At 69.2% G+C, this 17,236-nt stretch carries 16 protein-coding genes; 7 read left to right on the forward strand and 9 right to left on the reverse strand.

The window, feature by feature from the left end; translation table 11 throughout:
- Positions 1–20 precede the first annotated feature (20 nt).
- Positions 21–845, forward strand: coding sequence for an AfsR/SARP family transcriptional regulator (locus tag ACYVOO_RS00510; protein WP_461013665.1), 825 nt, complete (start codon positions 21–23; stop codon positions 843–845).
- Positions 846–914: 69 nt separating this feature from the next.
- Here the strand turns inward: ACYVOO_RS00510 and fabG are convergent, their stop codons facing one another.
- Positions 915–1,700, reverse strand: a complete 786-nt coding sequence (fabG, locus tag ACYVOO_RS00515) for a 3-oxoacyl-ACP reductase FabG (RefSeq protein ID WP_461013666.1) — start codon at positions 1,698–1,700, stop codon at positions 915–917.
- Positions 1,701–1,913: 213 nt separating this feature from the next.
- On the opposite strand from fabG, the gene ACYVOO_RS00520 reads away from it, so the two are divergent.
- The 4 genes from ACYVOO_RS00520 to ACYVOO_RS00535 all read left to right on the forward strand — a co-directional run bounded on the left by ACYVOO_RS00520 (position 1,914) and on the right by ACYVOO_RS00535 (position 6,716).
- Positions 1,914–2,948: a methyltransferase gene (locus tag ACYVOO_RS00520; RefSeq protein ID WP_461013667.1), complete on the forward strand. Its 1,035-nt coding sequence runs from the start codon at positions 1,914–1,916 to the stop codon at positions 2,946–2,948.
- 65 nt (positions 2,949–3,013) lie between these two features.
- On the forward strand, positions 3,014–4,810 hold the full coding sequence (gene accD / locus ACYVOO_RS00525) for an acetyl-CoA carboxylase, carboxyltransferase subunit beta (protein WP_461013668.1): 1,797 nt from the start codon (positions 3,014–3,016) through the stop codon (positions 4,808–4,810).
- Positions 4,807–5,346, forward strand: coding sequence for an acetyl-CoA carboxylase biotin carboxyl carrier protein (locus ACYVOO_RS00530; protein ID WP_461013669.1), 540 nt, complete (start codon positions 4,807–4,809; stop codon positions 5,344–5,346). Before accD ends, ACYVOO_RS00530 begins: the two co-directional genes overlap by 4 nt.
- A gap of 2 nt (positions 5,347–5,348) precedes the next feature.
- Complete coding sequence (locus ACYVOO_RS00535; protein WP_461013700.1) at positions 5,349–6,716, forward strand: acetyl-CoA carboxylase biotin carboxylase subunit; 1,368 nt, start codon at positions 5,349–5,351, stop codon at positions 6,714–6,716.
- Here ACYVOO_RS00535 and ACYVOO_RS00540 read toward each other — a convergent pair.
- Together ACYVOO_RS00540 and ACYVOO_RS00545 are read right to left on the reverse strand one after the other, a co-directional pair.
- Positions 6,691–7,596, reverse strand: a complete 906-nt coding sequence (locus tag ACYVOO_RS00540) for a hypothetical protein (protein WP_461013670.1) — start codon at positions 7,594–7,596, stop codon at positions 6,691–6,693. The genes ACYVOO_RS00535 and ACYVOO_RS00540 overlap by 26 nt on opposite strands.
- A 5-nt stretch (positions 7,597–7,601) precedes the next feature.
- Positions 7,602–9,929, reverse strand: coding sequence for an MMPL family transporter (locus tag ACYVOO_RS00545; RefSeq protein ID WP_461013671.1), 2,328 nt, complete (start codon positions 9,927–9,929; stop codon positions 7,602–7,604).
- Between the two features lie 415 nt (positions 9,930–10,344).
- Here ACYVOO_RS00545 and ACYVOO_RS00550 point away from each other — a divergent pair, with 415 nt between their 5' ends.
- Complete coding sequence (locus ACYVOO_RS00550; RefSeq protein ID WP_461013672.1) at positions 10,345–11,019, forward strand: response regulator; 675 nt, start codon at positions 10,345–10,347, stop codon at positions 11,017–11,019.
- 102 nt (positions 11,020–11,121) lie between these two features.
- On the opposite strand, the gene ACYVOO_RS00555 is transcribed toward ACYVOO_RS00550, so the two are convergent.
- Positions 11,122–12,225, reverse strand: a complete 1,104-nt coding sequence (locus ACYVOO_RS00555; RefSeq protein ID WP_461013673.1) for a response regulator — start codon at positions 12,223–12,225, stop codon at positions 11,122–11,124.
- Positions 12,218–12,481 (reverse strand): hypothetical protein, encoded by a 264-nt coding sequence (locus ACYVOO_RS00560; RefSeq protein ID WP_461013674.1) that lies wholly within the window; start codon positions 12,479–12,481, stop codon positions 12,218–12,220. The genes ACYVOO_RS00555 and ACYVOO_RS00560 overlap by 8 nt, the downstream gene beginning before the upstream one ends.
- 559 nt (positions 12,482–13,040) lie before the next feature.
- Between ACYVOO_RS00560 and ACYVOO_RS00565 the strand changes: the two genes are divergently transcribed.
- The gene (locus ACYVOO_RS00565; protein WP_461013675.1) at positions 13,041–14,246 is read left to right on the forward strand and encodes a hypothetical protein; all 1,206 of its coding nucleotides are present in this window, start codon (positions 13,041–13,043) and stop codon (positions 14,244–14,246) included.
- A 120-nt stretch (positions 14,247–14,366) separates the two neighbouring features.
- Here the strand turns inward: ACYVOO_RS00565 and ACYVOO_RS00570 are convergent, their stop codons facing one another.
- The 4 genes from ACYVOO_RS00570 to dctA all read right to left on the reverse strand — a co-directional run bounded on the left by ACYVOO_RS00570 (position 14,367) and on the right by dctA (position 17,207).
- Positions 14,367–14,903: an EF-hand domain-containing protein gene (locus ACYVOO_RS00570; RefSeq protein ID WP_461013676.1), complete on the reverse strand. Its 537-nt coding sequence runs from the start codon at positions 14,901–14,903 to the stop codon at positions 14,367–14,369.
- Positions 14,904–15,020: 117 nt separating this feature from the next.
- The gene (locus tag ACYVOO_RS00575) at positions 15,021–15,524 is read right to left on the reverse strand and encodes a GNAT family N-acetyltransferase (RefSeq protein ID WP_461013677.1); all 504 of its coding nucleotides are present in this window, start codon (positions 15,522–15,524) and stop codon (positions 15,021–15,023) included.
- Positions 15,525–15,636: 112 nt separating this feature from the next.
- Positions 15,637–15,762, reverse strand: coding sequence for a hypothetical protein (locus ACYVOO_RS00580; RefSeq protein ID WP_461013678.1), 126 nt, complete (start codon positions 15,760–15,762; stop codon positions 15,637–15,639).
- A complete protein-coding gene (gene dctA / locus ACYVOO_RS00585; protein WP_461013679.1) occupies positions 15,759–17,207 on the reverse strand; it encodes a C4-dicarboxylate transporter DctA in 1,449 nt (482 codons plus the stop codon). Before dctA ends, ACYVOO_RS00580 begins: the two co-directional genes overlap by 4 nt.
- Between the last annotated feature and the right edge of the window lie 29 nt (positions 17,208–17,236).

Genomic DNA, 17,236 nt, shown 5'->3' on the forward strand with positions numbered 1-17,236 from the left:
CGCGAGATCAGGAGCCACGGATGGACGTTCAAATACTGGGGCCGTTATCGATATCGGAGCACAACCGCGATGCCACGCCTTCGGCGCGCAAACCAAAGCAACTCCTCTCACTCCTGTTGTTGAACGAGGGCCGGGTCGTGTCGACGGACTCGCTCATTACCGAGATCTGGGACACGCGGCCGCCCAGGAGCGTACAGACCACATTACAGACCTACGTGGTGCAGGTGCGCAGGCTTCTGTCAGAGGCTCTCCAGATTCCCGTCGGCAAGGTCGCCAGGGATGTGCTTCTCACGCGCAACGGTGGATACACGCTCATATTGCGCGACGCGAACTTCGACCTGTACAGATTCAGATCGCTTGAGCAGGCCGGGATGGGCGCCTTCGAGGAGGGGGATGAAGAGAGCGCGGTCCGGATCTTCGACCAGGCTCTGGCCCTGTGGCGGGGCAACGCACTCGCCGACGTCGAGGTCGGGCGGCTGCTGGAGCCCGAGGTCGCCAGGCTTGAACAGTCCCGCCTGACGGTCGTGGAATGCCGCCTGGAGACCGAGCTGCGGCGCGGGCGCCATCGCCAGTCACTCAGCGAACTAGCCTCCCTCACCGCTCGATATGACGACAATGAGAATCTGCACGCCCTGTACATGCTGGCGCTGTACCGAGCCGGACACCGGGGCAAGGCGCTGGAGAGATACCGGAGCTTTCATAAGTGGATGAGGGACGAACTGGGCCTCGAACCGTCACCCCGACTGCAACGGCTCCATCACGCCGTGCTGGATGGAGATCCCGCCCTCGACGAAGCCCTCGCCCAGGACGACCTGATCGCCGGGTTATCCGGCCGCGGCAGATGAAACGCTTCGTTACCACCGGCCGCAACTCCGCGCCGCCCTGGTCACCCCCCGGACCAGGGCGGACGGCGCCTAGTAATTGCCAAGCCCTCCGCACACGTTCATCGCTTGGGCCGTCACCACGGATGCTTCATCGCTTACCAGGTAACCGACCATCGCGGCGACTTCTTCCGGGTCGACGTAACGGCCCATGGGAATCTTCGTATTGAACTTGGCGAGCACCTCGTCCTCCGACGTGTCCCAGATGCCCGCGTAGATCTCACGCACCCGTTGCGCCATAGCGGTCTCCACATAGCCAGGACAGACGGCGTTGACGGTGATCCCTGTCTTTGCAAGCTCAAGGCCGAGGGCTTTGGTGAAGCCGACGACACCGTGCTTCGACGCGGAATAGGGGGCACCCAGGACGACCCCCTGTTTGCCGCCGGTCGAGGCGATGTTGACGATGCGTCCGCGCTCTAGGCCGAGCATGCCGCCGTCCGTCAAGACGCGCTTTGTCATCAGGAAGACACTGTTCAGGTTGACGTTGACCACATCGAGCCAGAGTTCGTCCGGTATTTGGGCCGTCTCGCCTCCACCGCTTCTTCCGGCATTGTTGACCAGGACCGAGATCGGGCCGAAGCAATCTGTCGCGGCCTCAACCAGCCGCTCGATCTGCGCGACATCGCCTACGTCACACGCTGCGCCATCGGCCTCATAGCCATTGTGTCGCATCCCTTCCACCGTGTCCTTGACCGCGGCGCTGTCACGGCTGCAGATGAACACCCTGTGTCCTGTGCGGGCCAGGCGGTTCGCCGTGGCCAGTCCGATTCCGCTCGTAGCACCCGTGACAAGAGCCGCCCGGGTGAGTTCCTTTGCCATCCGTTCTCCAAGGCGATCGTGGGAGGTCGTGCTGAGGTCGTGGGGACCATCGTCCGCCATCTCCCTTGAATCGGTGTCGAGGCTGCCTTGAGCCATCGAGGTGCTCGCGGGCCGGCCACTCGTTCAAAGATTTCTCAACCGATTCTTGAGAGGTGTTCCTCTACCTTGGACCTTGCGCAGGCCAGAAATCGAAGTTTGCGAACGGAGCAGGGGATGACGATCCAGGAAAAGGACATCACCGATCACGGCGCGATCATCGGTGTGCGGGAACTCGCACTCAGCGCAGCGGGGGCAGCGGCACTTCGAGCCGCCGTACGCATCGGAGTCGCCGAAGAACTCGGCGACCAGCCGAGGACGCCCGGGGAACTGGCCGCGGCAATCGGCGTCGACACCGAGATGCTGGGCAGACTGCTGCGTGCGCTGGCTCAGCACGGCGTCTTCGCCGAGACCGCGGGGGGATACGCGCACACCGCGACGTCCCGGTTGCTCAAGGAGAACGATCCCAACAGCCTCAAGTTCTACGTCCTGTGGGTCACCGAGCCATGGACCTGGGAACTGTGGCCGCATCTCGAAGAGGCCGTGCGCAACGGACGCGGCGGGTTCGAGGAAAAGTACGGCACAGACTTCTTCTCGTACCTGCACAGCATGTGGCCGGAATCCGCGGATGTTTTCAACAAGGCGCAGACCGAGTTGAGCAGACTGGCCACCAACGCGGTGGCCGCCGCGCTCGATCTGCGCGGAGTCGGCACGCTGGTCGACATCGCCGGTGGTCACGGGTACACCCTGGCCACTCTGTTGGAGAAGAACCCGGACCTGAACGGAGTGCTGTTCGACCTGCCGCCCGTCGTCGCCGAGGCCGACAGCCGGCTGCGTGCCGGAGGAGAGCTGGCTTCCCGGGCCCGTATCGTCGGCGGGAACTGCCTGGACGAGATACCCGTCGAAGCCGATGTCTACTTGTTCAAGAACATTCTCGAATGGGCTGACGAGAAGTCGGTAGCCGCCCTGCGAAACGCCGCTGAGGCGGGTCGGCAGGACAGCAGGTTCTTCATCATCACCAACATGATCGACGGCAGTCCTGAGATCAAGTTCACCACTGGGACGGATCTCCTCTTCCTGCTGAACTCCAACGGCAGGAAGCACACGACCGAGACCATCACGGCGGTGGTCCGGAAGGCGGACATGCGCGTGGTGGACATGCACCCCGTGAACTCGTACCTGCATCTGCTGGAAGCGGCGCCCTCGAAATGAGCGCCCTCTTCGAAACGAGTCCGGCCGGTAACCCCGCCCGGCCCGCGACAGGGGGCGTCGACGAGATGCCGGCCACGTCATTCGGCACTGTCGCGTACTCCACCACCAGGCCGACGGAAACGGCCCCCGACTGGGTGATGTGCGACGGCTGCGGGACGACGGTCTACGGGAAGCGCTGGCTGCGAAACCTCCGATGCTGCCCGGAGTGCGGCCACCACGGCGCGCTCACGGCGTGGGAACGCCTACGCCTGCTGCTGGACCCGGGTTCGCTCGAACCCCTGACCTTTTCGGTGACACAGGCTGATCCGCTGGGCTTCTCCGACAGCAAGCCGTACCCCCGCCGCCTGTCCGAAGCCAGAGCGAGGACAGGGCTGCCCGAGGCGGTGCTGGGCGCCGTCGGCGAGATCGACGGCAGTCCGGTGGTGGTCGCCTGCATGGACTTCCGGTTCCTCGGCGGCAGCCTCGGCTCGGTCGTCGGTGAGGTCATCGCCAGGACCGGGGACATCGCACTTGCCCGTCGTGCACCGTTGCTGCTGGTCACCGCCTCGGGGGGTGCTCGTATGCAGGAGGGCGCGCTGTCGTTGATGCAGATGGCCAAGACGAGCGCGATGCTCGCCCGGCTGGACGAGGCCGGGCTGTTGACGATCTCGCTGATCACCGATCCGACGTTCGGTGGGGTGGCCGCCTCGTTCGCCACCCTGTGCGACGTCACGATCGCCGAGCCGCAGGCCCGCTTGGGGTTCGCCGGACGGAGGGTCATCGAGCAGACCATCAAGGAGATCCTGCCGCCCGACTTCCAGACGGCGGAGTTCCTGCTCGAACGCGGGTTCATCGACTTCATCGCCCCGCGCGACCGGCACCGCGCCGAGCTGGGGAAGCTGTTGCGCGCCGCGCTGCCACGGCACCCGGAGCCGTTGCGGCCGCGTACCCCCGCGGGTGACCCCGACAAGGCCGACGAGGTCGTCATGCGCGATCCGGCGCGGCTGCGCGACGACGACCCACACGGCGTGGTCCGGCGGGCGCGGCGGATCAGCAGGCCCACCACGCTGGACTACGCCGCCCTGCTGCTGGAGGAGTTCCGTGAGCTGGCGGGCGACCGGGTGTCCGGGGAATGTCCTGCCGTCGTCGGCGGCCTGGGACGTCTCCACGGCCGCTCGGTCATGCTGATCGGCCACCAGAAGGGGCACGATCCGGCCGAGCTGGCCCGCCGGAACTTCGGCATGCCGAGTCCGGCGGGTTACCGCAAGTCGGCCCGCCTGATGAGGCTGGCCGCCAAGCTGGGCATCCCGGTGATCACGCTCATCGACACACCCGGCGCGTTCCCCGGCAGACAGGCCGAGGAGCAGGGACAGGCCATCGCGATCGCGGAGAATCTCAAGCTCATGGCGGAGCTGCCGGTACCGGTGGTCGCCGTGGTCACCGGGGAGGGCGGCAGCGGTGGCGCGCTCGCCCTGGCCGTGGCCAACCGCGTCCTGATGTGGCAGGACGCGGTCTACTCGGTGATCAGCCCCGAAGGGTGCTCCGCGATCCTGTGGCAGGACCCGGCCGAGACGGGCCGCGCGGCCGCCGCGCTCAAGCTGCGTTCACGGGATCTGCTGGAACTCGGCGTGGTGGACGGCGTGCTGCTGGAACCGGCCGACGGTGTGGACGCCGATCCCGCGGCGGCCGCGCGCACGCTCGGGCTCGCGATCAGGTCAAGCCTGGACGACCTCGAAGGGCTGCACGGCGACAAGCTGCGCACCGACCGCCACGCCCGGTTCGCCCGTTACGGCGCCGAGTACGTGGCGTCGGCGGCGTCGGCGTCGGCTTCGGCCGCGGACCTCGTAGCCGCGGACCTCGTACCGGAACGGAAGGCGTCGTGACCTCCCTCCGGCCCGCCGCCGAAGACGAAGCCGTCGTCGGAGGCGAGGACGCCGTCCTGCTGGAGCGGGTGCGGGACACCGTCGTCGTGCTGCTCGCCGAGCTGCCCGGGGCACCGGCACGGCTACGGGTGCGGGTTCGGGGCGTCGAGATGGAGCTGGACTGGGCCACGCCCGCACCGTCCACACCGGTGCCGGGCGGCTCGTCCGGCACCGGAGCGGAATCGGCGTCGGCTCCCGTACGCGTGCTGGGTCCGGACGGCTCGGCTGCCGGGAACGGCGCTCGGCCGTCCGCCGGTACCGGCGTCACCTCGCCCAGCGTCGGAACCTTCTACCGCTGCCCTGAGCCGGGGGCCGAGCCGTTCGTGCAGGTGGGGGACCAGGTGAAGGCCAGCCAGCAGTTGGCGATCATCGAGGTGATGAAGCTCATGATCCCGGTCGAGGCCGACCGCGACGCGGTAGTCACCGAAGCGCTGGCCGACGACGGACAGTCCGTCGAGTACGGCCAGCCCTTGTTCACGCTCGGTCCGGTGGCATGAGCATGTTCGACAAGATCCTCATCGCCAACCGGGGCGAGATCGCGCTGCGGTCCATCCGGGCCTGCAAGGACCTGGGCATCCGCAGTGTGCTGGCGCACTCCTCCCGCGACGCGGACAGCCTCCCGGCGCGGCTGGCCGACGAGACGGTCTGTATCGGGCCGCCACCGGCCAAGCGCAGCTACCTGAACGCCGCGGTGATCCTGCAAGCCGCCCTGAACGCCGGTGCACAGGCCGTCCACCCCGGCTACGGCTTCCTCTCCGAGGACGCCGACTTCGCCGACGCCTGCCGGTCGGCCGGGATCACCCTCATCGGCCCCCAGCCGGAAGTGATGGCCGAGCTGGGCAGCAAGGTGAGCGCCCGGACACTCATGTCTCACAACGGGCTTCCGCTTCTGCCGGGCGCCACCGAACCGCTCGGCCTGGCCGCCGCCGTCGAACTGGGAGAGCGCATCGGCTATCCGCTGCTGATCAAGGCGGCGGCCGGGGGAGGCGGACGGGGCATGGGGGTGGCGTGGGACGCCGACATGCTGGCGGAGGTCTTCCGCACCACTCAGGCCACCGCCGCCACCCTGTTCGGCGACGCCCGGGTCTATGCGGAGCGCTACCTGCCCCGCGCCCGCCACGTTGAGGTCCAGATCCTCGCCGACCAGCACGGGAACGTCGTTCACCTCGGGGAACGGGACTGCACCATGCAGCGCCGCCACCAGAAGCTCATCGAGGAGTCGCCGGCCCCGGCGCTGCCGGAAGACCTCGTCGCCCGGATACACACGGCGGCGGTCACGGGCGCGCGGGCCGCGGGCTACCAGGGGGCAGGGACCTTCGAGTTCCTCGTCGAGTGCGCCGACGACACCGACGAGTTCTACTTCATGGAGGTCAACTGCCGTATCCAGGTGGAGCACCCGGTGACGGAGATGGTCACCGGCATCGACCTCCTCACCGAGCAGATCCGTATCGCGGCGGGCGAACCACTGCGCCTGCGCCAGCGGGACGTCGTGCTGAACGGTGCGGCGATCGAGTGCCGGATCAACGCGGAGGACCCGCACCACGGCTTCGCCCCGGCACCCGGCACCATCACCGGCCTGAGCCTTCCCGCGGGCCCCTTCGTCAGGGTCGACACACACGCCTGCCCCGGCTGCCTCATCGCGCCGGAGTACGACTCGATGATCGCGAAGATCATCTCCTGGGCCCCCGACCGGGACACCGCGATCGCCCGGATGCGACGGGCGCTGAGCGAGACGTCGGTACGCGGCGACGGCATGCACACAACGGCCGGCTTTCTCGACGACTTGATCGACTCCCCCGAGTTCCGTACGGCAGCGCACACCACGAGCCACGTCGACGCACTCACCGAAAGGCAAGCCGCCCGATAGACCCCCCACCGCTTCGGGACACGATGACGCCGACCGCGACGAGACCGGCGACCGCGACCGCGCTGACACCCATGACCGTGACGAGACCGTCCGCCAGCGGTTCCGTGAGCCTGCGTACGGCGACATCCGCGACGACCGGGCGCGACGCCGCGGACGTCTGGGCCCAGGCGATGATCAGCCGGGCCGTGCCGGTTGCGGCGGCGACCGCCGCGAGTGCGGCAGTCAGGGCACGGAAGCGGCGGCGGGCGAGGAGCAGGCCCGCGAGCCCGAGACCGACCGTGGCGGGGACCAGCACACCGGACAGTACATCGGTCAACCGCACGGCCTGTGCGGCACGGTGCATCGTGTGGTTCTGGACCAGCGTGAAGGACAGGTCCAGTTCGGAGGCCAGGACCGATACCAGCGGGTCGGGCAGCCCCGCCTTCCCGCCCAGCTGCTCGACGGCGACATGGACGGTGACGTCCAGCCCGCCGGGCGTCAGGGTCATGAGCGAGCCGTCGTCCCGCAGGGTGTTGACCAGTTCGGTGTGGCTTGTCCGCAGTGCCGCCTTCCAAGCCCGTTCGAAGGCGGCACTGTCCACGAGGGCCGGGACGGCTTCGGCCACCATTCGCCGGACCTGTGCGTCGTCGACGAGACGGGGCCCGATCCCGGGTACCCGGCCGACCGCGTCGGACAGGCGGCGCTCCACCTGCTCCCCGATCTGCTTCTCGACCGCCGGATCGGCGGGCAGCGGCTCCATGGCCGCCACGAAACCCGAGGTGGACAGGAGCGTGTCCTCGGCCCACACCGTCGTCTCGCTGGCCATCACCAGGCCCGCCGCGCCCGCGAGGCACAGCCCGGCGGCGCAGGCGCGCAGCCGGAGGCGCGACGGGGAGGGCATCGGCGTCAGTCGCCGCGCTTGTCGGTGAGGACCGGACTCTGGCCATCGGCCGGGGGCGAGGCGCGGTCATCCGCCGGGGCCTGGGCGCGGTCATCGGCCGGAGGCGGCGAAACGTGGTCATCGGCCGGTTCCTGGGCGCGGTCTCCGGCCGGTTCCTGGGCGCGGGCCCGTTCGCCGCCGGCCGGCGCATCGGCGGGGCCCTCGACGGAGACGTGGGGCAGGAACCGGCCGACCGCCTTGGGCAGGTACCAGTTCCATTTCCCGAACAGCTGCATGGCCGCCGGTACGAGGATCGTGCGTACCACCAGGGCATCGAGCAGGATGGCCACGGCCACGCCTAGCCCGAACTCGGCGATGATGCGCATGCCGATGAACACGAAGGCCGTGAACACGCAGATCATGATGATCGCGACAGCCGTGATGATCTGCCCGGTGGCGGCCTGGCCGCGCCGGACGGCGAGGTTGTTGTCGCCGGTACGGAGCCATTCCTCGTGGATGCGGCTGACCAGGAACACCTCGTAGTCCATCGACAGCCCGAACAGGACGGCCAGCATCATCGGCGGCAGGAACGACTCCACCGGCCCGGCCGGGCCCGCGCCCAGCGCTGACGAACCCCAGCCCCACTGGAAGACCGCGACCACGATGCCGAATCCGGCACCGGCCGAGAGCAGGTTCATCACCGCCGCGGTGAGCGGGATGAGCACGCTGCGGAAGGCGAGCATCAGCAGCAGACATCCCAGGACGACGACGATGGTCACGAAGAGCGGCATCTTGCCGCTCAGTTCGGACGCGAAGTCCTTGTGTACGGCGGTCTGCCCGCCGACGTAGACGGTGAGCCCGTCCTCCTCGTGAGCGGGGATCACGCGGTCGCGCAGCGTGTCGATGAGGTCCGACGTCTGTTTCGACTGCGGGGATGCCGTGGGGATGACCTGCATGGTCTGCACCGTCGCGGCGGGCGTGGCCGGAGGGGTCTGCACGGACGCCACCCCCGGAACGCTCTCGATCTCCTGTCCCAGACGGGTGAAGTCGGTCGCGGCCTGCGGGGAGGGGACCTTCGCCACGAGTTGCAGCGGGCCGTTGTGCCCGGGGCCGAAACCGTCCGCGAGCAGGTCGTATGCCTGACGTGTGGTGGTGTCGCCCGCGTTGTTGCCAGCGTCGGAGGACCCCAGCCGCAGCGAGAAGAACGGGATCACCAGCACCATCATGGCCACGGTCGCCATGATCGTCAGCGGCACCGGCCGCTTCTGCACGAACTCGGCCCATCGGGCCCACCTGCTGGAGACCTGGGCCTCACTTGGCCCTTCACGCTTGAGCCGGGCGCGTTGACGGCGGCTGAGCACCCGCATCCCGAACACCGCGAACAGGGCTGGCAGCAGGGTCACGGCGACCGCGATGGCGAACGCCACCATGATCGCTGCCGACAGTCCGATCCCGGACAGGATGCTGAACCCGAGGATGAGCAGGCCGAGCATCGCGACCGCGACCGTGCCGCCCGCGAAGATGACCGCCCGACCGGAGGTGTCCATGGCCGCCACGGTCGCTTCCTCCGGGCTGAGCCCGGCCCGGATGCCGTTGCGGTGACGGGCCACGATGAACAGCGCATAGTCGATGCCGACGCCGAGACCGATGAACGCGGCGATGATCGGGGCGGTGCTGGGGACGCTCATCACCTGGGTGAGGAGGTCGATCGAGAAGATCGCGCTGCCCAGCGCGAGGACAGCGGCGATGAGCGGGATGGCCATCGCCACCAGGGACCCGAACGCGAACAGCATGACGATCGCCGCGGCCAGGATGCCGATCAGTTCGCTGCTCGACGTCGAGGGCTTCTCCAGCTCCCCGATCGCCGCCCCTCCGAACTCCACCTGTAGCGCGTCGCTGCGCAGTTCCGAGCCCAGGTCCACGACCTGCTGGATGTTCTCGGTGTCCAGGTTCTGCTTCTGATCGGTGAAGGTGACCGTCGCGTAGGCGGTCTCAGCGTCGGGGCTGATCTGCGCCGCGACCTTGGGGGAGAACGGGTCGGCCACCGCGCCTACCTCGGGCACCTCGGCCACCCGGGCCAGCATCTTCTTCACGTCGGCCTTGACGGCCGGGTCGGTCACCTTGCCGCTGTTCGCGTGCAGCACGATGGTGTTCGTGTCGCCGGAGGTGCGCTTGAACTGTGTCGCCAGCAGCTCTACGGCCTTGGTCGATTCGGTGCCGGACAGGGTGTACTCCTCCGAGAAGGAGGAGCCGCCCGCGGCGCGCACGCCGCCCGCCAGGACCGCGAGAAGCAGCAGCCACCCGCCGATGACGATGAACCGGTGCCGGAAGCACCACCGCGCGATCACGCTCATCGGCTTCCGCCCGGGAGCCCGATCTGATGGTTGTCGAAAAGGAGCACAACTCCGCCTTCATGACGTAGGTCGGGCTCAGCGCCTCGCCGCACTGCACGGTCCGCTGAATTCTTGTCCCGCGGGCCTCCCCGCAGTTCAAAGCCTGCCTTCGCGGAGGGCCCGGCGTCGTCAGGCTGCGGTCTGGTACGGGCGTCCGGCCAGGGAGGTACTGGCCGTCGGCGTACAGTCCTGGATGTACGCGCCGGTCCGACCGTGGCCCGACGGCGACCCGCCGCCGTGCGGCTGCCGTACGGGTTGCGGGCACGGCCGCACGGGTTACGGGCACTACCGGGCGTATCGCGGGCACGGCCGCGTACGGCCTTGTACGGTGACTACCTGCGGTGCCCTTACCGACGTCCGCATTCGGAGGCCGGCGATGACGATCCGGGTGGTCATAGCCGACGACCACATCCTCGTACGGGCAGGCTTCAGCGTGCTCGTGAACGCCGCGGCGGAAATGGAGGTCGTCGCCGAGACCAGCACAGGGCGCGAAACCGTGGCAGCTGGCCGTCGGCACTTGCCCGACATCATCCTGATGGACGTACGGATGCCTGACATGGACGGCATCGAGGCCACCCGGCAGTTACTCGGCGACTCGGCCACCGAGGCCATCCGGATCGTCATCCTCACCACCTTCGACCTTGACGAGTACGTATTCGCCGCCCTCAAGGCGGGCGCCAGCGGGTTCGTCCTCAAGGACACCCCGCCCGAGCAGCTGCTCGCGGGAATACGCACCGTCGCCGAGGGCGACGCCCTCCTCGCGCCGAGCGTGACCCGTCGTCTCATACGCGACTTCGTCAACCGCCCCGCCCTCGACTCCGGCGTCTCGCCCGCCCTGCTCGACCCGCTCACGGAGCGCGAGAGGGAGGTCCTCGTCCACGTGGCCGCAGGACACTCGAACGCCGACATCGGCGCACGGCTCGACATCAGCGTCGCCACCGTCAAGACCCACGTCAGCCGCCTGTTCAGCAAGCTGCAAGCGCACGACCGCGCCCAACTCGTCGTGATCGCCTACGAGACCGGCCTCGTCGAGCAGGTCCGGCGCCGATAGGCAAGGCCGGAGCGGCGGTCAGGCCCACTTGTGAGGCTTCCCTTGACCGTGGGCACCCCTGGTCCGCCTCCCGGCACCGGCGCCCCGGAGCCGGAGGCGGGGTCATCGGCTGTGGAGGCGGCGTTCGAGGTGGATGCGGGTGAAGACGGCGACCTTCGCGCGGAGCACCCACGGGTCGAAGGGCTTGCCGATGTAGTCGACCGCGCCGGCGGCGTAGCCCCGGGCGGAGTGTTCGGGGTCGGTGCCCATGGCGGTGAGGAAGATGATGGGGACGTCGCGGTTGCGGTGGCGGCGCTTGATCTGGGCTGCGGTCTCGTAGCCGTCCATCTCGGGCATCTGGACGTCCATGAGGATGACGGCGAAGTCGTCGTGGTCGAGGAGGGCCTTGAGCGCTTCACGGCCGGAGGAGACGGCCACGACCTCCTGGTCGAGGGTCTCCAGTACGGCTGTCATCGCCAGCCGGTTGTCGGGCTGGTCGTCGACGATCAGGATGCGGGGCATCCGCGCGGGCGAGACGACCTGGCCCGCCACGGAGGGAAGTGCCTCCTCCCGCCGTGCGTCCTCCAGGCTCTGCAACTGCCGCTCCAGCAGCGCGCACCGCTCCTCGGCGCGGTCGCGGCGCAGGTCCGCGTCCCGCAGTTCGGCGGTCAGGCGGACGACTTCCTTCTGGAGGCTGTCGCGTTCCCTGACGAGGTCGGCGATGTCGGGCGCGGCCTCGGTCATGGCCTCGACGCGGGCCCGTTCCGCGCCCCAGTCCGCTTCGAGCTGATGGAGCCGCACCTCGAGATCGGCGATCCGGTGGCGACGGTCCAGCAGCGCCTCGCCCAGCACGTCCTTGCGGACGGCCGAGGCCCGCGAATCGCGGTCGGCCTCGGCGAGCTGCCGCTCCAGCATCGCGACGCCGTGCCGCGGGGAAGGGCTCGCTCTGACGGCGGCCTGGTGCAGGGTGCGCAGGAGGTCGATGGTCTCCGGCAGCGGGGCGTAGCCCCGGTGGGCCGCGACGTCGGTGAGGAGATCGGTGACCACCTCCCAGGGCGGCACGCGGGTGCCGTTGAGGTAGCGGGAGAGGGAGCCCGCGTCGCGGGCCCTGCGGGCGGCGTAGCGCCGCACCGAGACGTCAAGACTCTCGAACAACTCCCGTAGGGCGACGGCGAGTTCGCTGGCCGTGTGCGAGAGGCGCGGGGAGAGGGGCTGGAGGTCACCCACGGCTGTTTTCCGAGTCGCCCGAGGTGTCCGAGGTCTCCGGCCGTCCGTGTTCCGGCACCGCCTCGGGTGCGTCGAGGTCGGGGGCGACGAGCCGGTTGAAGAAGCCCACGGCGAGCCCGGCCGCCGCCGCACCGCACAGGACGCTCCGCGCTGTGCCACCGCCGGACAGCAGGGTGAGCACTCCGGCCGCCACACCGGTGAGCAGGCCGAGTAACAGCACAAGGGCGGATCTCGCCGTCAGCAGATGATGGTCCACAACACTCAGCCTCCTGGGACAGACACCCGGGCCTCGCTCTTCGAGGCTCTTCGAGAGCGCCGCGTCTTGACGCGGTCAGCATGGCGGGAGCAGGTCGCGTTGCGCTCACGTATCCCGCGGTGCGGCAACACCCCGTGCGAGCGCCCGACTTCAACACCCCGCACAGCCTCGCGGAATCCCCGTCAGCCGACGCGTGATCCGGCGTGTGTTGCCGGTTGCCGGGCAACACACGGCCTTCGCCGATCGGGCGACATACGACCTCCATCCATGCCGACGCGCCCTGGCCGTGCCCGGAGGCGTCGTGTTCCGCTGTGGAACGGGTCTTCACGTTCCGCTTGTTGACGCCCCCGCCGGTCGTTGCCACACTCACGGCCCGCACGGGACAGCGCCCGCCCACCGTTCCCCCGCACCGCCCGGCACCGTCGCGCTCCACGTTCTCTCAGGTCACGCACACCCTGGATGTGAATCGATTCAGTCGAATCCGTTTCGACTCTTCGGGCGGCACGCGCTGCGGACGGCGACGGCGCCCCGAACCATGACCCGCAAAGGGGAAGACACGATGAGACGCAGACCTGCCACACCCCTCCGCCGCCGGAGCGGCTTCGCCGCCGCCGCTGTCAGCGCCCTGCTCGCCGCGGGCGCACTGGCCGCCCCCACGGGCGCAGCCGCCGGGCAGCCGACGCCTGCCGCCGACGCTCCGCAACAGGAGCTGGCGGCGTGCGGCGACGGCTCGTACCAGGCGGAGGCCGTCCTGAACGGCAGCACATGGACAGCGCGACGCGGCAGCGGCGTCGTCTACACCGGCACCGACATGCGCGCCGCCATGCAGGCGGCCATCGGCAGCCTGACGGCGGGCCGCACCTCGAAGGAGCGGGTCGTCGTGCGCGGTTCGGGCTCCATCAGCGCGGGTTCCAGGGTGTCCCTGCCGAGCTATACGGTGCTCGACGTCTGCGGCACCATCAATGTGACCGGCAGCGGCTCCGGCGATCAGGCGCCCGTCTACTCCCGCGGCACCCGGGACATCGAGGTCCAGCATCTGAACGTCACCGGGGTACCGCTGTACGGGATCTTCATGCGGAACGTGCAGAACGTCGTCCTCGGTCAGATCGACATGCGTCTCTCCCGCGGGCTGGGTGTCCGGATCGACAACCGCGGCGACACCAGCCAGTGGACGAAGAACGTCCGCATCGACAACGTGTACGTCTCCGGGGCGAGCAGCCACGCGGTGGAGACGTACGGCGTCGACGGCCTCACCGTCGGCACGGTGACAGCGCGCAACGTCGGCGAGTCCGGCCTGCTGCTGAACCAGACCATCAACGCCACCGTCACCAAGGTCGACGCCGACGGCGCGGGCACCGGCACCGGATACGCGGCGTTCCGGATGGCCAACAGGAACGGCCGGGTGGGCAGCGGTTATCCCGTCAACATCAGGGTCGGCGAGGTCGTCGCGCGCGGCGGCGGGCGCGGTGTCTTCTGCGTCTCCGAGAGCGGGGGCGCGGTCATCGACCGGGTGAACATCTCCCACACCGGCAACAACTCGGTGCTGATCGAGAACTGCTACAACGTGAACCTCGCGGCGCAGGGCGGCAGCGTGACGGGTGGCGGCGACATCCGGCTCGCCGCGCGCTCGGAGTTCCCCAACAACTCGGACATCACCGTCCAGAACCTCACGGTGACGAACTCCGCCATCAACGAGAACCCCTGCGGGACCAACACGACGTTCCGCAACAACACCCTGGTCAACAGCAGTCAGAACATCTGCTGAGACGGGGTGCCCGCCCGGCCGGGCACCCCGCGCCGACGGCCTCGCGGACCGTTCTTCTCTCCGGCCTGCGGGGCCGTTCCATGCCTGCCCGTCCCGAGGGGCGGGCGCCTGGGCGACGGCTCAGGGCCGGGCGTCGAGCACCGGCCGCCCGGTGCCGTGTGCCGTGCCGTACGCCGCGGCCATGGGGGAGTCGCCCATGGTGACGAAGTCCCGGATGCCCGTCAGGTAGGTGTCGCGGTCGATCAGTCCGTCGCGATCGGCGTCGAGGGCGTCGAATGCCGCGGCGGCGTCCGTTTCGGCGTTGCCTGCCGCCGTGCGCAGGCGGGTGAACTCGTCGCGGTTCAGGAGCCCGTCGGCATCGGTGTCGGCGATGTCGAACATGGAGCCCAAGGCGGGCCGGCAGGCGCGTTCGAACGCGTCAGGGCCCACCCATGCGCGGTACTCCTCGAAGGTCACGCGCCCGTCATGGTCGCCGTCCATGTCCTGGAAGACCGCCTCATGGGCGGCGCGCGAGGCGGCCACGACGGGGTGGTGGGCGTCGCGGCCCAGGGCGGAGGCCACGCGGTCGACGCGCGCGAGGTATTCCGCACGGGTGATGGCGCCGTCGCCGTCGGCGTCCAGGATGGCGAAGATGCGGTGCTGCGGTGAGTCGGACACTGTGCTGTCTCCCGGCTGTTCCACGGATGTCCTACGTCAAGTTATCCGCGAAACAGGCGTAAGACTCACATATGGGGGAGAACGGGCAGGTGTGTCCGGCCTTCGTGCCGTGGAGAGCTAGGGGCTTCCGGGGCTCAGATCGCGCTGGTACCAGGTGCCCTGCTTGCCCCCGAGGCTGGTCGGCCCGGCCGGGCCGACGGGGACGAACCCGGCCTTGACCAGCACTTTCTGGGATGCGGCGTTCTCGTGGGCGGTGGCCGCCCGTAGTGTGCTCAGCCCGTACCGCGTCGCCGCCAGGCGGCACAGCTCCCGTACGGTCGCGGTCGCCAGACCGCGCCCGGCGGCGTGCTGGGCGACGCGGTAGCCGAGTTCGGCGGCACCGTCCTCGAAGTCGTACAGGTTGAACCGGCCCATGACCGAGCCGTCCTCGGCGGCGAGCACGTGAAAGGCGCAGCTGCCCGCCTCCTGCTCGGCCAGCAAGGCGTGGTACCTGTCGGTGAACCGGTCGAAGAAGGCGTCGCCGCGGTCGGAGACCGAAGCGGCGAAGTAGGCGCGGTTCGCCAGCTCGAAAGCCAGGACCGCCGGGGCATGGCCAGCATGTAGCCGTATCAGCTCGGGCACCGGCCGACCCTAACCGCGCTGTGCGCCGAGGACATCTGAGTTTCTGTCAGCGGTTGCGGGCCATCGGGATCAGTGGGGCGGGTGCGGGCTTTCGGGCTCTCGGTCTACCCCGTCAGTCACCCACGGCGACGGCGATGAGGGCCTGGAGCTGTTCGGCGGTGTGGTCGAGGGGCTGGGTGCTGCGCTTGGCGCGGCACATCGCCACCTTTCCCCCGAACGTCCCTCCCCGGGAGGTCACGTCTTCGTCGGCAGCCCCGCCGGGAGGCCGACGGCCTGGTCCTGCTCGGGCCCCTGGTCCGGCTCCGGCTCGGGTTCGGGCTGTGGTGGGGGTTTGCCCGTGTGCAGGACGGTGTTGACGTGTGCGGTGTCGAGCGCCCCCTCCCAGCGGGCGACGACGAGGGTGGCGACGGCGTTGCCCGCGAGGTTGGTCAGGGCGCGGCACTCGGACATGAACTTGTCGATGCCGAAGATGAGCATGATCCCGGCGGCGGGGACGGTGCCGACGGTGGAGAGGGTCGCGGCGAGCGCGATGAAGCCCGCGCCGGTGATGCCGCCCGACCCCTTGGAGGTGAGGATCATGACGGCGAGCAGGCCGAGCTGCTGCCCGATGCTCAGGGGAGTGTCGGTGGCCTGGGCGATGTAGACGGCGGCGAGGGAGAGGTAGAGGGAGCTGCCGTCGAGGTTGAAGGAGTAGCCGGTCGGGACGGTGAGTCCGACGATGTCGCGGCGGACGCCGAGCCCTTCGAGCTTCATCATCAGCCGGGGCAGGGCGCTCTCGGACGACGAGGTGCCCAGGACCAGGACGAACTCCTCGCGGAGGTGGCGCAGCAGCCGGAAGATGTTGAGCCTGAGCGCTGCCATGACCGCGCCGAGGACGACGATCACGAAGAACGCGGACGTGCCGTAGAAGAGCCCGATGAGCTGCCCGAGGCTGGTCAGGGTGGAGATCCCGTACTCGCCGATGGTGTAGGCCATGGCACCGAAGGCGCCCACGGGAGCGGCCAGCATCACATAGTGCAGGATCTTGAACACGACGGTGCTGAGACGCTGGACGCCGTCGACGAGAGGTTCGCCGACGGGGCCGACGGCCTTGAGCGCGACGCCGAACAGCACCGAGAAGAAGATGACCTGGAGGATGTTGCCCTCGGCGAAGGCGCCGACGGCGCTGGAGGGCACCAGGTCGGTCAGGAAGTGCCACCAGTCCTGGTGCCGGCCGTCCTTGACGTACTGGCCGGCGTCCCCCTCCAGGCGGAGGTCTCCGGGGTGGGCGTGGACACCGGCGCCGGGCTGGAAGACGTTGACGGCGATGAGGCCGACGAGCAGGGCGGCGAGGGTGCCCGCCTGGAAGTAGAGCAGGGACTTCAGGCCGACCCTGCCGACCCGGCCGAGACTGTCGACGCCGCCGATGCCCGCCACGATGGTCAGGAAGACGATCGGCGTGATCAGCATCTTGATCGCGGCGACGAAGGTGGTGCCGACCGGTTCGAGGGCGGTGCCGACGGAGGGCCACAGCCAGCCGGTGAGAACGCCGGTGACGATGGCGGTCAGCACCCAGAAGTAGAGCTGCCGGTACCAGGGTTTCCTCGTCACTTCGGTGTGCGTCCGCGCCTGCGTCTGCGTCTGCGTATGCGTCTGCGCTCGCGCCGGTTTCTGCGGTGGTACGGGGGTTGCGGGTGCTGCCATGTCGTTTCTCCTCGTCGAGAACGGGGCGC

The sequence above is a fragment of the Streptomyces daliensis genome, from assembly GCF_054782395.1.

What these genes read in the sequence shown, in the direction of transcription:
- ACYVOO_RS00510 (WP_461013665.1), top strand. Translation starts at nt 21, where the DNA reads ATGGACGTTCAAATACTGGGGCCGTTATCGATATCGGAGCACAACCGC.
- fabG (WP_461013666.1), bottom strand. Translation starts at nt 1,700, where the DNA reads ATGGCAAAGGAACTCACCCGGGCGGCTCTTGTCACGGGTGCTACGAGC.
- ACYVOO_RS00520 (WP_461013667.1), top strand. Translation starts at nt 1,914, where the DNA reads ATGACGATCCAGGAAAAGGACATCACCGATCACGGCGCGATCATCGGT.
- accD (WP_461013668.1), top strand. Translation starts at nt 3,014, where the DNA reads ATGCCGGCCACGTCATTCGGCACTGTCGCGTACTCCACCACCAGGCCG.
- ACYVOO_RS00535 (WP_461013700.1), top strand. Translation starts at nt 5,349, where the DNA reads ATGTTCGACAAGATCCTCATCGCCAACCGGGGCGAGATCGCGCTGCGG.
- ACYVOO_RS00540 (WP_461013670.1), bottom strand. Translation starts at nt 7,596, where the DNA reads ATGCCCTCCCCGTCGCGCCTCCGGCTGCGCGCCTGCGCCGCCGGGCTG.
- ACYVOO_RS00545 (WP_461013671.1), bottom strand. Translation starts at nt 9,929, where the DNA reads ATGAGCGTGATCGCGCGGTGGTGCTTCCGGCACCGGTTCATCGTCATC.
- ACYVOO_RS00550 (WP_461013672.1), top strand. Translation starts at nt 10,345, where the DNA reads ATGACGATCCGGGTGGTCATAGCCGACGACCACATCCTCGTACGGGCA.
- ACYVOO_RS00565 (WP_461013675.1), top strand. Translation starts at nt 13,041, where the DNA reads ATGAGACGCAGACCTGCCACACCCCTCCGCCGCCGGAGCGGCTTCGCC.
- dctA (WP_461013679.1), bottom strand. Translation starts at nt 17,207, where the DNA reads ATGGCAGCACCCGCAACCCCCGTACCACCGCAGAAACCGGCGCGAGCG.